Here is a 13,139-nt window from a genome sequence, read left to right as displayed (position 1 = left end):
ATGAATATAGGCACCTTTGGCTTTATCCTAACTGGCATTTTTCTCAATGCATTTGCGCAACTACTACTTAAGCAAGGCACAAAGGCGGTGGGCGCAATTCATCTGACGGCAGAAAATTGGTTTTCTATTGCTCTTCAGCTCGCTACGCAGTTGCCAATTATTGGTGGACTAACTTGCTATGTGGTGTCGGTTGTGGTCTGGATCATCGGACTGTCACGTGTTGATGTGACGATTGCTTACCCGCTGCTGTCGATTGGCTATGTGGTGAATGCGATCGGTGCCTGGTACTTCCTCGGCGAAGTAATGTCCTTGCAGCGTATGTTGGCGATTTTGGTGATTATTGTCGGCGTTGCTCTGCTGGTGAAAAGCTGAATCCACGAGCTAGCATGTTAAATATGAGGGAGTATAGGCAATAATAGCCCTTAATCCGCTTGTTTTATAACGTGCTTTAAAAATACTCTACCTGAGTATAAAAAATGAATAACTAAGTAAGTAAATTAATAGAAGGAATTTGTAATGACTACAGCCCTGCCCTTTCTGCCTTTCACTAAACCGACCATGGATGAGGAAACGATTGCCGCTGTCGGTAACGTTTTACGTTCTGGCTGGCTGACCAGCGGCCCGAATGTGCAGGCGCTGGAAGCGCAGTTATCCGAGTACTTCGGCGGACGTCCGGTGCGCACCTACAATTCCGGCACTTGCACGATGGAAATCGCCTTGCGGATTGCCGGCATCGGTGCAGGTGACGAGGTGATTACCACGCCAAACTCTTGGGTAGCCACCGCTAATGTGATTATCGAAGTCGGTGCGACGCCGGTATTTGTCGATATCGATGCACGTAGTCATAATATTGATCTCGACAAGGTCGAAGCCGCCATTACGCCGCGTACCAAGGCAATTATCCCTGTCCATATGTGTGGCTTACCTTGTGATATGGACAAACTGTACGCGATTGCCAAGAAGCACAATCTGCGTGTAGTCGAAGATGCCGCGCAAGCCATCGGTTCCACCTGGAAAGGCCAGCGCATCGGCGCTTTCGGCGACTTTGCCTCATTTAGCTTTCAGGTTAACAAAAACATCATGACTGGTGAAGGTGGTTGTCTAGTCTTAAATACCGCGGAAGAAGCTCGTCTGGCAGAAAAATATCGCCTGCAAGGCGTCACCCGCAGTGGTCTGGACGGCATCGATGTTGATGTCCTCGGCGGCAAATACAATATGACCGATATCGCCGCGGCGATTGGTCTGGGACAGATGAAACATCTGGCAGAATTTAATGCCAAGCGCAAAGCATTGGCACACCACTATTTCGCGATGTTTGGCAGCGAGTTTGAGGCACAGACAGGCGCAGAACTGCCAATTGCCGATTTTGACAACAGTAACTGGCATATGTTTCACATCGTTTTGCCCGATCGTATTAATCGCGGTGAATTCATGCAGCAGATGATGGATGTCGGTATCGGCCTTGGCTATCATTACCGCGCAATTCACTTGTTCAGCTACTATCGTGCACGTGGCTTTACCGATGGGATGTTCCCGATTGCAGAGCGTGTCGGCAAACAGATCATCACCTTGCCGCTTTTCCCAAGCATGACCGAAGCCGATGTCGAAAGAGTCGTGACTGCGGTAAAATCTCGCCTTTCCTAATTCGGACCACGCTTGATGAAACCTGAACTCTCCGTCGTCATCCCCGTTTATAACGAAGAATCCGGCCTCGCGCAGCTATATGCACGCCTGTATCCGGCGCTGGATGCCCTGGCAGCACGCGGCGTCCCTTATGAAATCGTATTCGTCAATGACGGTAGCCGAGATAACACCGCCGCAATGCTGGCAGATCAGTTTCGTCTGCGTCCTGACGTGACTCGTGTCGTACTGTTCAATGGCAATTATGGTCAGCATATGGCGATATTGGCAGGGTTTCAGGCAACACGCGGCGACATCGTGGTGACGCTGGATGCTGATTTGCAAAACCCACCGGAAGAAATCGGTGCGCTGGTCGATAAAATGCGCGAGGGTTTTGATTATGTCGGCTCTATCCGCCGCAAGCGTCAGGACTCCGCATGGCGCACCTACGCCTCCAAAGCGATGAACCGCATCCGCGAAAAAATTACCCGTATCAAGATCACAGATCAGGGGAATATGCTGCGCGCCTACGGCCGCAATGTGATTAATCTAATTAATCAGTGCAGCGAAGTAAATACCTTTGTTCCTGCGCTAGCCTATACGTTTGCCCGCAAGCCGACTGAAATCACGGTGGAGCATGAAGAACGTGCGGCCGGTGAATCGAAGTATTCCTTATACAGCCTGATCCGTCTGAATTTTGATTTGATGACCGGCTTTTCTATCATGCCTTTACAGTTGTTCTCGATGCTGGGCATGGTGTTATCGGTGGCATCTGCTTTATTGGTGTTCTTGCTGTTGATACGCCGCTTTGTTCTGGGCGCTGAGGCAGAAGGTCTGTTCACTTTGTTTGCGATTGCCTTCTTCATGATGGGTGTGATTTTGTTCGGTATCGGCCTCTTGGGTGAATACGTTGGCCGGATTTATCAGCAAGTTCGCGGTCGTCCACGTTATGTCGTACAGACAATTCTCGAGCAAACCAACAGTGACGCGACGGAAACGAATTAAGATGCCTTCATCCCATACCACTGCGGTTGTATTCGCCTACCACAGCGTCGGCGTCCGCTGTATTAAAACCCTGCTGGCGCGTGGCATAACGATTGAACTGGTCGTTACCCATGAAGATAATCCGGCTGAAACCATCTGGTTTGAATCGGTAGCCGCGCTATGTAAAGAGCACGGCATACCGACGATTACGCCAGCAGACCCGAAATCTACTGAGTTGCATGCGCAAGTCGCTGCCATTGCGCCAGATTTTATCTTCAGCTTTTACTACCGGAACATGTTGCCGCTCGAATTGCTTGCTCTGGCAAAACGCGGCGCGTATAACTTGCACGGCTCCTTACTTCCCAAATATCGTGGTCGTGTGCCTGTCAATTGGGCGGTACTCCATGGCGAAACCGAGACCGGCGCGACCCTACATGAAATGGCGCTGAAACCGGATGCGGGTGCCATCATTGCGCAGACCATGGTACCTATTTTGCCTGATGACACCGCATTTGACGTGTTTGGCAAATTGACTGTCGCTTCGGAGCAAACCTTGTGGTCTGCCTTGCCCGGCCTGATCGCCGGAACAGCGCCAAATTTAAGCAATGATCTGGCTAAAGGCAGTTATTTTGGCGGACGTAAACCAGAGGATGGTCGCATCAACTGGGAGCAGACTGCCCAGCAAGTCTATAACCTGCATCGCGCGGTTGCCCCGCCCTATCCTGGGGCTTTTACCGAATTGCATGGCAAAACTTATGTTATCGGAAAAGCACGACTAAACACGATATCAACAGCAAAAAACACCATAGATTTGCCGACAGGCTTATGTGTAGTGGATAATGCTATTCTTGGCGTTTGCGGCGATGGCCGTGCGCTCACAATTATGGAATTATTGTTGAATGGTGAAGTAGTCACTGCCAAGGCACTTGATGCGGCACTCAAGTCTGGCTACGTTTAACGTTGCCCAGTTATGTATCAGCGGCTTTTGACAGGCAGCGGCGGAAAAAACAGCGCTTTAATATTCATCAAGACACCAATTAATTTTTAAAAATTATAAAGAAATCATCATGAAAAAAGTCCTCATTCTCGGCGTCAACGGCTTTATCGGTCATCACTTGTCTAAACGCATCCTGGAAACGACAGACTGGGAAGTCTATGGCATGGATATGCAAACCGAGCGTCTGGGCGACATGATCAATCATCCACGCATGCACTTCTTTGAGGGTGACATCACCATCAATAAAGAATGGGTTGAGTACCATGTTAAAAAATGCGACGTCATTCTGCCTCTGGTCGCGATCGCCACACCATCGACTTATGTCAAACAACCTCTGCGCGTTTTTGAGCTGGATTTCGAAGCTAATCTGCCTATCGTCCGCTCGGCGGCCAAGTACGGCAAGCACTTGGTGTTCCCGTCGACATCCGAAGTGTATGGCATGTGCCATGACGAGGAATTCGATCCTGAGCAATCCGAACTGATTTGCGGCCCGATCAATAAACCACGCTGGATCTATTCTTGCGCCAAGCAATTGATGGATCGTGTGATCTGGGGCTATGGCATGGAAGGCCTGAATTTCACGCTGTTCCGCCCGTTTAACTGGATCGGCGCTGGTCTGGACAATATTCATACACCAAAAGAAGGCAGCTCCCGCGTTGTCACACAGTTCTTCGGTCATATTGTACGTGGTGAAAACATCTCTCTGGTTGACGGCGGCGCACAGAAGCGCGCTTTCACATATATCGACGATGGCATTGATGCGCTGATGCGTATCATCGATAACAAGAATGGCATTGCCAGCGGCAAGATCTATAACATCGGCAATCCGACCAATAACTATTCGATTCGTGAACTCGCTCACATGATGTTGACTCTGGCTGCTGAATATCCGGAATATGCAGATACTGCGAAAAACGTACAACTGACAGAAACGACATCTGGCGCCTATTACGGCGCAGGTTATCAAGACGTTCAAAATCGCGTGCCAAAAATCACCAATACCTGCGAAGAACTGGGCTGGGCACCAACAACGGATATGAAAGACACCATGCGCAATATTTTCGATGCTTACCGCAGCCAGGTAGCCGAAGCCCGTGCATTGATGGACTAATCAGCACCAATGCCAAGCATCGTCCTAAAAATTGACGTCGATACGTTTCGCGGCACCAAAGAAGGCGTACCGAATCTGGTGCGCCTGTTGAAGCAGCATCAGGCTGGTGCTACTTTTCTATTCTCTCTGGGCAAAGACCATACCGGATGGGCGTTACGACGTGCTTTCCGTCCTGGTTTTTTCCAAAAAGTCTCGCGCACCTCGGTCGTTGAGCACTATGGTGTCAAAACCTTGATGTATGGCGTTTTTTTGCCAGCACCGGATATCGGCAAAGGCTGTGCAAATGAAATGCGTGCAGTGCAGGATGCTGGCTTTGAATGCGGCATTCACACCTGGGATCATGTCGTCTGGCAAGATAATGTGCGTCAACGTGACGCGGGGTGGACACAGCGCCAGATGCAACAGGCATATTCGCGGTTCAAAGAAATTTTTGGCGCAGCACCAAAAACCCATGGCGCCGCAGGATGGCAGATGAATGCCCATGCGTTTGAGCAGCTCGATCAGTTCGGTATGTCATATGCGTCTGACGGACGTGCCCTGCTCAACGACAATGGCAGCCTGGCGAATATCACGGCGGGTCCTTATCGCTTGCAAGTTAATGGCAAATCCTTGTCCTGCATTCAGATGCCGACCACGCTGCCAACGCTGGATGAAATGCTGGGCCGTGACATTGATGGCATCGTCATTAACGGGTCAAATATTGCCGCTACAATCCTTAAATTAACGGCAGCACCAAGAAATCACGTATTTACTCTGCATGCAGAACTTGAAGGGCAAAAACTCGCCCCCATCTTCGAGGAATTGCTGAAAGGTTGGCGCAAACAAGGTTACGATTGTGTTTCGATGGCAGATTTTTATGAGACCATCAAAAACGAGAAATTACCAGCTCACGCGATCAATTGGGTTGAATTGCCTGGTAGATCTGGTGAATTGTTTGCATTAGCCGCCTGAGCTGTAGCTGACCCGGATGGATGGCGGACAGCTTGAATGCTTCTCCATCCACCTACTCAGGAGACTACTGTGGCCGATAGCCCATCCGCACTGCAATGCCAGGTTCCAGAATTTTCTGCTGCGATGACCAGCGAACAAACGTTTCAGCTTAGTCACTATGCTGGAAAAACTATCGTCATCTATTTTTACCCTAAAGACAACACCCCAGGCTGTACGACGGAGAGCCTGGCGTTTCGTGATGCCCATGCCTCATTTGAAAAAAACAATGCCGTCGTATTCGGCGTGAGTCGTGACAGCTTGCGTTCGCATGAGGGTTTTAAAGCCAAGTTGGGCTTGCCGTTTGAGCTGATATCAGACCCTGAAGAAGCCGTCTGCAATTTGTTTGACGTGATGAAGATGAAAAATATGTACGGCAAACAACATCGCGGCGTTGAGCGCAGTACGTTTGTGATTGACGGCAGCGGCAAATTAGTGAAAGAATGGCGTGGAGTAAAAGTAGCTGGACATGTTGATGAAGTGTTGGAATTTGTGAGCGCAAACCAGTAATTGAAATCTAAAATTTTCTTCGAGAAAAAGCCGCAGATGGAAGTGTCCCGGATTAATCCGGTGTCCTTCTTAGCGGCTTTTTGACTTTTAAGCTCTCACACTTTTAGAAGAGGTCCTAATGCCCCTGCCGAAAATGCCGACTAAACCAGCGGCCCTGCTGTCCCCTAAGGATTATCCTAAAGCAGATAAATCAAAACCTTTAAAACAAGGTGGGACTGAAGTTAAAGCTGCACCAGCAAGAAAAATTGAAGCGATAACACCTTCAAAACCTTCTCAGTTACCCAATATCGTTGCGCCTGCCGCTAAGATTGCGCCTGTGGCAAAGCTTGCCTCATCAGTAGTCGCGGCAAAACCGACAGCAAAACCAGTCGCCGTGAAACATGACAACCGCGTCAAGTCAGGAACCAGTCGTGCTGCCGATAAATCAGGCGTAACAAAATTATTCGTTCTCGACACCAACGTCCTGATGCATGATCCGACATCGCTGTTCCGCTTTGAAGAGCATGATGTTTATCTGCCGATGATCACGCTTGAAGAACTCGATGATCACAAAAAAGGTATGTCAGAGGTCGCCCGCAATGCACGCCAGGTATCGCGCTCACTGGATGCGCTGGTAGGCGATATTGATCATCACGAAATTGAAAAAGGGATTCCTTTAGCGAAGCTTGGCAATAAAGACGCAAAAGGTCATCTGTATTTTCAGACAAAATTGCAAGGCGGTGCCCTGCCTCAGGGACTGCCTCAGGGTAAAGCTGATAACCAGATTTTGGCAGTAGTTCGTGCTCTGGAGGCAGAATCTCCGGGGCGCCCTGTTGTGTTGGTATCAAAAGATATCAATATGCGTATTAAAGCCCGTGCATTGGGCTTGCCTGCCGAAGATTATTTCAACGATCATGTTCTGGAAGATTCGGATCTGCTCTACACGGGCATCGTGCAGTTACCAGATGATTTCTGGAATAAGCATGGTAAAGGCATAGAAACCTGGCAAGAAAATCGTAATGGTCTGAGTACCACGTTTTACCGGATTACAGGCCCAATCATCCCTAGTCTGCTGGTCAACCAATTTGTCTATTTGGAACCAAAGAACGGTGAAGCTTCGTTCTATGGTCACGTACGTCAGATCAATGGCAAAACGGCAGTGCTGCAAACTTTGCGCGACTACGGACATGCCAAGCATAGTGTGTGGGGTGTGACTTCACGCAATCGGGAACAGAATTTTGCCCTGAACCTGCTGATGGATCCTGAGTGTGATTTTGTGACCTTGCTGGGGCAAGCTGGTACCGGCAAAACGCTGCTTGCACTGGCAGCTGGTCTGGCTCAGGTATTGGAAACCAAAACCTATAACGAGATCATCGTGACGCGTGTGACAGTCCCGGTTGGTGAAGACATCGGCTTCTTACCTGGCACGGAAGAAGAAAAAATGTCACCGTGGATGGGCGCATTTGACGACAATCTTGAAGTCCTGAATAAGTCGGATAACGACGCCGGTGATTGGGGGCGTGCAGCAACACAAGACTTAATACGCTCAAAAATCAAGATCAAATCACTGAACTTTATGCGCGGCCGTACTTTCGTCAACAAATTCCTGATCATCGATGAAGCGCAGAATCTGACGCCAAAACAAGTCAAAACTCTGGTCACACGTGCCGGCCCTGGCACGAAGATTATCTGTCTTGGCAATATCGCACAGATCGACACGCCTTATCTGACCGAAGGATCCAGTGGCCTGACTTATGTCGTGGATAGATTCAAAGGCTGGGCACATAGCGGTCATGTCACGCTGGCACGGGGTGAGCGCTCTCGCCTGGCAGATCACGCTAGCGAAATTTTATAAAGTAACATCAGCCTCTCTACGAACGGCACCTCAGGGTGCCGTTTTTCTTTGTGCGATTGCTTTTTAGATTATGTTTTATAGCGCGCTATCTTGATAAAAATCCGTTTTAGCACCATCAGCAATGTTTTTTGATTTGATATATTATATTGCCTAGGCAATTAAAATTTAATAATCATGGAACAACAAGTTAAGCCATTTTCTTTTTCCAGCTACCAGGTCGAAGATAGCGTTGGTTACCTTCTCTCCAGAACGAAAACGATGCTATCCAAAGCCGTAGACGATTCGCTGGTTGATCTCGGGATTACACATGCTCAGGCTAGCGTGATCATGATGCTGGCGATTGGGCGATGCAGTACCGCCGCCGAGTTAGCACGTGATTTATTTATTGATGCTGGCGCCATGAAACGCATGCTAGACAGGCTGGTAGCCAAAGAAATTCTGGCGCGTACGCCTGATGCGAATGACAAACGCTTGCTAAAGCTCGTACTCACAGAACAGGGGCGTGCATTGGCAGAATGCCTGCCCCCCATCTATCACCACAATCTTGATATTGCATTTACTGGATTTAGCCCTGAAGAAATTGGTTTTTTAAGAAGTTTATTAAAAAAATTATTAGCGAACCGATGCCTATTTGAACCAATCGAATCTACATAGCAATCATTGCCTCGACATCTATTATTTTTCTTTTTTGATAAAAATTATGAAGCTCATACCTAAACGGCATACTGGCTTGCAATTGGCGATAGCAAGTAGTCTGGTGCTCACGCTCTCAGGCTGTGCAAATTTTACGGGCATACAAAGTAGTGCCCAGTTACGCTCACTCCCGTCACAAACAACTGAGGTGAATTCTCCTTCAGCGTACTGGCAAGATGCCAATTGGGCGCAGCAGATCGGCGGTAAGGATTTACAAAACCTGATTGATGTTGCAATTGCCGATAACCCCGGACTACAGGTCGCTGCCGCTCGCATCGCCAGCGCCAAAGCATTGATAGAAGCTACCGGCGCCAACGATAAAGTGAATATCAACGCGAGTCTGGATAGCACTTACCAGCGCTTCACGGAGCATGGCATGATTCCGCCCCCGCTGGCAGGATCAACAAAAAGTAATAATCAAATTGCTCTGAATGTCGGATATGAACTCGATTTCTGGGGCAAACATTCGGCTGAGATGCGCTCCGCCCTTTCCCAGGAAAAAGTTGCGCTTGCAGAACAGCAAAGTGCCAAGCTGATGCTGAGTACGGCAATCGCACACGCCTGGGTGCAACTGGCACGACAATATGAGCAACTGGATTTAAGCACCCGTCAACTGGCGGTGCGCAATAAACTCGACGAACTCACGAAACAGCGGGTAAAAGCAGGATTAGATACCAGTACAGAAATACAGCAAAGCCTGATCCAAAGCTCAACTCTGCAAGCAGAGATCAACCAATGGCAAGAAGCCATCGTACTAAGCCGTAATCAACTAGCTGCGTTATTGGGGCAATCACCTGAGCGCGGGCAGTTAATCGCTAAGCCTATGTTCAACGCATCAAATAGTCAGACTCTGCCAGAACAGTTGCCATTGGCATTACTAGGACGCAGGCCAGATGTTGTGGCAGCTCGCTGGCGCGTTGAAGCTCTTCAAGGTGAGATTGACGTGGCAAAAACTCAGTTTTATCCAAACATTAATTTAATTGGATTCGCTGGCGTATCGAGTCTGGGTGTTTCCAACTTATTTCAGAGTGGCAGTACGATTATTGGCGCAGGTCCGGCGATTCGTCTGCCAATCTTTGAAGGCGGCCGTTTGCGTGCACAGCTCAAGGGAAAAGTGGCGTCATACGATGCCGCAGTTGCTACCTACAATCAAAGTCTGACTGACGCATTGCGTGAAGTCGCCGATCAGGTGCAGTCACTAAAAACTACAGATGCGCAGGACAAAAATCAACGAATTGCTGATGCGGCGGCGGCTAGAACTATTGATCTGGCACAGCAACGACAAAAGGCTGGCACCGCCAATATGTTACCGGTGCTCGCAGCAGAAAATGGCCGGATAAGCCAACAAAAATTATTGCTGGATATTCAGATTCGCCGCATTGATCTGCAAATCAATCTGATCAAAGCTTTGGGTGGTGGATATGACTTGCCTGCTGCAATACAGGCGCCGGCAGACTCACAAGCAAGCAATCCGTTACGAAATCAATCTCAATCATCAACTCAATTATTAATTAAAGCGGAGGCCGCATAATGAACGCGCCTGATACAAATAAAAACTCCAACACAACTCCCGTGCAAGCTCCCGTTGAAAACAGCTCTAAACGCCGCGGCCTGCTGATCATCGCAACGATCATTTTTGTGATAGCTGGTCTTGTTTATGCATTCTGGTGGTTCACTGTCGGCAGCCATTTCGAACATACCGAGGATGCTTATGCCGCAGGTAACGTTGTGCAGGTGACGCCACAGGTATCTGGAACCGTCCTCGCGATCCATGCTGACGACACTGAGATGATACAGGTAGGTAAGCCATTGATCGAACTTGACAGAGCCGATGCTAAAGTCGCTTTAGAACAGGCAGAGGCACAACTTGCACAAAGCGTACGCGAAGTCCGTGTGTTATTCGCGAATAACGCCCCCTTACAAGCGAACGTCACTGCACGTGGTACAGAAGTTGATCGCGCAAAGGCCGATCTCGCACGTCGCCAGCAACTGATCAGCACTGGCGCTGTCTCAACAGAGGAAGTAGAGCATGCTCGCTCTGCCCTGCAAAGTGCCGAATCTGCTTTATTAGCAGCACGTGAACAACTCGCGTCAAACAAAGTTCTGACAGATCGCACCAGCGTAGAACAACATCCGAACGTTCAGCGTGCGGCAGCTCGCGTGCGTGAAACTTATCTGGCATTTGCCCGTACGAGCTTAGTTGCGCCAATCTCAGGATATATCGCAAAGCGCTCGGTTCAGGTAGGTCAGCGTGTCGCAGCGGGCGCACCTTTATTGTCGATTGTTCCGCTGAATGCATTGTGGGTTGATGCAAACTTTAAGGAAGTGCAATTAGCACATATGCGCATTGGTCAAGATGTGACTTTGCATTCTGATTTATATGGATCGGATGTTGAATATCACGGCAAGGTTGCCGGAATGTCTGCCGGAACTGGTTCCGCCTTCGCATTATTGCCCTCACAAAATGCCAGCGGCAACTGGATCAAAGTGGTTCAGCGCGTTCCTGTCCGCATCGCCTTGGATGAAAAAGAGTTAATCGCTCACCCGTTGCGTATCGGACTATCAATGCAAGTCAAGGTCGATATCTCACAACAGCAAGGTAGCGCACTGACTGCAGCAGCACCTGTCCGTAACACCAGTGCTTTCAAGACCAATGTATTCGAGCAGGCGGGTAAAGAAGCGGATCAGCGTATCACTCAAATCATTAGCAATAATATCGCCAAGAATCCGTAATGAGCTCCCCATCTAAACCAGCGGCAGGAGCAGCTCCCCTGCCGCCGCTCAAAGGTTCTCAGCTCGCAATGGGAACCCTGGCACTGTCTTTGGCAGTGTTTATGAATGTGCTCGACTCATCGATTGCGAATGTCTCGATCCCTGCTATTTCCGGCAATATGGGTGTCTCACCTCAGCAAGGTACCTGGGTGATTACCTCGTTTGCAGTAGCGAATGCGATTTCAGTCCCTTTAACAGGGTGGCTGACAAATCACTTTGGACAAGTGCGCTTGTTTATGTCGTCCATCTTGCTATTTGTACTGTCCTCCATGTTATGCGGCATGGCACCCAATATCGAAATATTGATTGCCGCGCGTGTACTGCAAGGTGCGGTTGCCGGACCGATGATTCCGCTCTCTCAATCCTTGCTTCTCGGTAGCTACCCGCCTTCAAAGAGTGGGATGGCTTTAGCCCTTTGGGGGATGACGACGCTGGTCGCGCCAATTATGGGGCCGCTTCTCGGTGGCTGGATATCGGATAATTATTCTTGGCCATGGATTTTTTACATCAATATTCCTGTCGGTTTATTTACTGCATGGGCGACCTGGTCAATCTATCGCAAACGAGAATCACAAATTAAACGACTGCCAATCGACACTGTCGGCTTGGCATTGCTGGTCATCTGGGTTGGTGCATTACAATTGACCCTCGATAAGGGTAAAGAGCTCGATTGGTTTAATTCAGGTGAGATTATTCTGTTGAGTGTGATTGCGGTCGTTGGATTAATTTACTTCGTCATCTGGGAACTGGGTCACGACCATCCAGTGGTCGACTTATCCCTGTTCAAGGGCCGTAATTTTACTGGGGGAGTTATTGCGATTTCTATCGGTTACGGTTTGTTCTTCGGCAGCCTGGTGATTATGCCTTTGTGGCTGCAAACGCAATTAAGTTACACCGCTACAGAGGCCGGCAAGGTAATGGCACCTGTTGGCGTATTTGCGATCTTGTTGTCACCGATCATCGGAAAAATTTTACCAAAAGTAGATACGCGTAAAGTAGCAACGATGGCGTTTATTTTGTTCGCGCTGGTTTTTTATATGCGTGCACAATTTACGACGGACGTTGACACGGTCACTCTGCTGATCCCGACCTTGATCCAGGGAGCAGCAATGTCGATGTTCTTCATTCCTTTGTCGTCAATTATTCTGTCTGGTCAGCCTATGGAAAAAATTCCGGCAGCATCTGGATTGTCTAACTTTGTACGCATCATGTGTGGCGGCATGGGCGCATCAATCACGACAACCTTATGGGATAGTCGCAGCAGTCTTCATCACGCTCAGCTAACTGAGAGCACCGGTAGTGCCTACCCTGCTTTTGTGCAGAGCGTGCAATCTCTGATGCAACAGGGAATGCCTGAGCAAGGAGCATGGGCCGTAATAGACAGAGCAATTTCGGTACAGGCGAGCACGATGGCTGCGACGGATATTTTCTGGCTATCGTCGTTTATGTTTCTAGGCCTGATCGGATTAGTCTGGGTAACAAAGCCGAAAAAATCAGCTGCACCTGTTGATGCCGGCGGAGCACATTAGATTTATTAAATTTACTGATTCTGCCTGCACCATCCAGCCCGCCGCTCATCTGTCGCTGAAGATCATATGTTTATGAACCTCCGGTGACAAATGAGTGGCATT

At 49.0% G+C, this 13,139-nt stretch carries 12 protein-coding genes; all 12 read left to right on the top strand.

Going from position 1 to position 13,139, the window contains the following annotated elements:
* The 12 genes from ACO0K3_RS02530 to ACO0K3_RS02475 all read left to right on the top strand — a co-directional run bounded on the left by ACO0K3_RS02530 (position 1) and on the right by ACO0K3_RS02475 (position 13,037).
* Positions 1–372, top strand: coding sequence for an EamA family transporter (locus ACO0K3_RS02530; RefSeq protein ID WP_422981575.1), 372 nt, complete (start codon positions 1–3; stop codon positions 370–372).
* 144 nt (positions 373–516) lie between these two features.
* Entirely contained in the window at positions 517–1,644 is a 1,128-nt protein-coding gene (locus ACO0K3_RS02525; protein ID WP_422981573.1) for a DegT/DnrJ/EryC1/StrS family aminotransferase, read from the top strand.
* Between the two features lie 15 nt (positions 1,645–1,659).
* Positions 1,660–2,625 carry a glycosyltransferase gene (locus ACO0K3_RS02520; protein ID WP_422981571.1) on the top strand — a complete coding sequence of 322 codons (966 nt, stop codon included), beginning with the start codon at positions 1,660–1,662 and terminating at the stop codon, positions 2,623–2,625.
* Between the two features lies 1 nt (position 2,626).
* Positions 2,627–3,562 (top strand): formyltransferase, encoded by a 936-nt coding sequence (locus ACO0K3_RS02515; RefSeq protein ID WP_422981569.1) that lies wholly within the window; start codon positions 2,627–2,629, stop codon positions 3,560–3,562.
* A gap of 109 nt (positions 3,563–3,671) precedes the next feature.
* Complete coding sequence (locus ACO0K3_RS02510; RefSeq protein WP_422956817.1) at positions 3,672–4,712, top strand: bifunctional UDP-4-keto-pentose/UDP-xylose synthase; 1,041 nt, start codon at positions 3,672–3,674, stop codon at positions 4,710–4,712.
* A 9-nt stretch (positions 4,713–4,721) separates the two neighbouring features.
* Positions 4,722–5,663 (top strand): polysaccharide deacetylase family protein, encoded by a 942-nt coding sequence (locus ACO0K3_RS02505; protein ID WP_422981567.1) that lies wholly within the window; start codon positions 4,722–4,724, stop codon positions 5,661–5,663.
* A gap of 69 nt (positions 5,664–5,732) precedes the next feature.
* The gene (locus tag ACO0K3_RS02500) at positions 5,733–6,209 is read left to right on the top strand and encodes a peroxiredoxin (RefSeq protein ID WP_422981565.1); all 477 of its coding nucleotides are present in this window, start codon (positions 5,733–5,735) and stop codon (positions 6,207–6,209) included.
* Between the two features lie 118 nt (positions 6,210–6,327).
* Positions 6,328–8,043, top strand: a complete 1,716-nt coding sequence (locus ACO0K3_RS02495; RefSeq protein WP_422981563.1) for a PhoH family protein — start codon at positions 6,328–6,330, stop codon at positions 8,041–8,043.
* Between the two features lie 174 nt (positions 8,044–8,217).
* Positions 8,218–8,697, top strand: coding sequence for a MarR family winged helix-turn-helix transcriptional regulator (locus ACO0K3_RS02490; RefSeq protein WP_422981561.1), 480 nt, complete (start codon positions 8,218–8,220; stop codon positions 8,695–8,697).
* Between the two features lie 46 nt (positions 8,698–8,743).
* Positions 8,744–10,267 (top strand): efflux transporter outer membrane subunit, encoded by a 1,524-nt coding sequence (locus ACO0K3_RS02485; RefSeq protein WP_422981559.1) that lies wholly within the window; start codon positions 8,744–8,746, stop codon positions 10,265–10,267.
* Positions 10,267–11,469: an HlyD family efflux transporter periplasmic adaptor subunit gene (locus ACO0K3_RS02480; RefSeq protein ID WP_422981557.1), complete on the top strand. Its 1,203-nt coding sequence runs from the start codon at positions 10,267–10,269 to the stop codon at positions 11,467–11,469. Before ACO0K3_RS02485 ends, ACO0K3_RS02480 begins: the two co-directional genes overlap by 1 nt.
* Positions 11,469–13,037 (top strand): DHA2 family efflux MFS transporter permease subunit, encoded by a 1,569-nt coding sequence (locus tag ACO0K3_RS02475; protein ID WP_422981555.1) that lies wholly within the window; start codon positions 11,469–11,471, stop codon positions 13,035–13,037. Before ACO0K3_RS02480 ends, ACO0K3_RS02475 begins: the two co-directional genes overlap by 1 nt.
* The last annotated feature ends 102 nt before the right edge of the window (positions 13,038–13,139 follow it).

The sequence above is a fragment of the Undibacterium sp. Rencai35W genome, from assembly GCF_049340185.1.
Lineage (GTDB): Bacteria > Pseudomonadota > Gammaproteobacteria > Burkholderiales > Burkholderiaceae_D > Undibacterium.
This window is presented reverse-complemented; position numbering and strand designations above follow the sequence as displayed.

Excerpts from the sequence above, each read along its gene's own strand:
- ACO0K3_RS02530 (WP_422981575.1), top strand. The coding sequence starts at position 1 with ATGAATATAGGCACCTTTGGCTTTATCCTAACTGGCATTTTTCTCAAT.
- ACO0K3_RS02525 (WP_422981573.1), top strand. The coding sequence starts at position 517 with ATGACTACAGCCCTGCCCTTTCTGCCTTTCACTAAACCGACCATGGAT.
- ACO0K3_RS02520 (WP_422981571.1), top strand. The coding sequence starts at position 1,660 with ATGAAACCTGAACTCTCCGTCGTCATCCCCGTTTATAACGAAGAATCC.
- ACO0K3_RS02515 (WP_422981569.1), top strand. The coding sequence starts at position 2,627 with ATGCCTTCATCCCATACCACTGCGGTTGTATTCGCCTACCACAGCGTC.
- ACO0K3_RS02510 (WP_422956817.1), top strand. The coding sequence starts at position 3,672 with ATGAAAAAAGTCCTCATTCTCGGCGTCAACGGCTTTATCGGTCATCAC.
- ACO0K3_RS02505 (WP_422981567.1), top strand. The coding sequence starts at position 4,722 with ATGCCAAGCATCGTCCTAAAAATTGACGTCGATACGTTTCGCGGCACC.
- ACO0K3_RS02495 (WP_422981563.1), top strand. The coding sequence starts at position 6,328 with ATGCCCCTGCCGAAAATGCCGACTAAACCAGCGGCCCTGCTGTCCCCT.
- ACO0K3_RS02490 (WP_422981561.1), top strand. The coding sequence starts at position 8,218 with ATGGAACAACAAGTTAAGCCATTTTCTTTTTCCAGCTACCAGGTCGAA.
- ACO0K3_RS02485 (WP_422981559.1), top strand. The coding sequence starts at position 8,744 with ATGAAGCTCATACCTAAACGGCATACTGGCTTGCAATTGGCGATAGCA.
- ACO0K3_RS02480 (WP_422981557.1), top strand. The coding sequence starts at position 10,267 with ATGAACGCGCCTGATACAAATAAAAACTCCAACACAACTCCCGTGCAA.
- ACO0K3_RS02475 (WP_422981555.1), top strand. The coding sequence starts at position 11,469 with ATGAGCTCCCCATCTAAACCAGCGGCAGGAGCAGCTCCCCTGCCGCCG.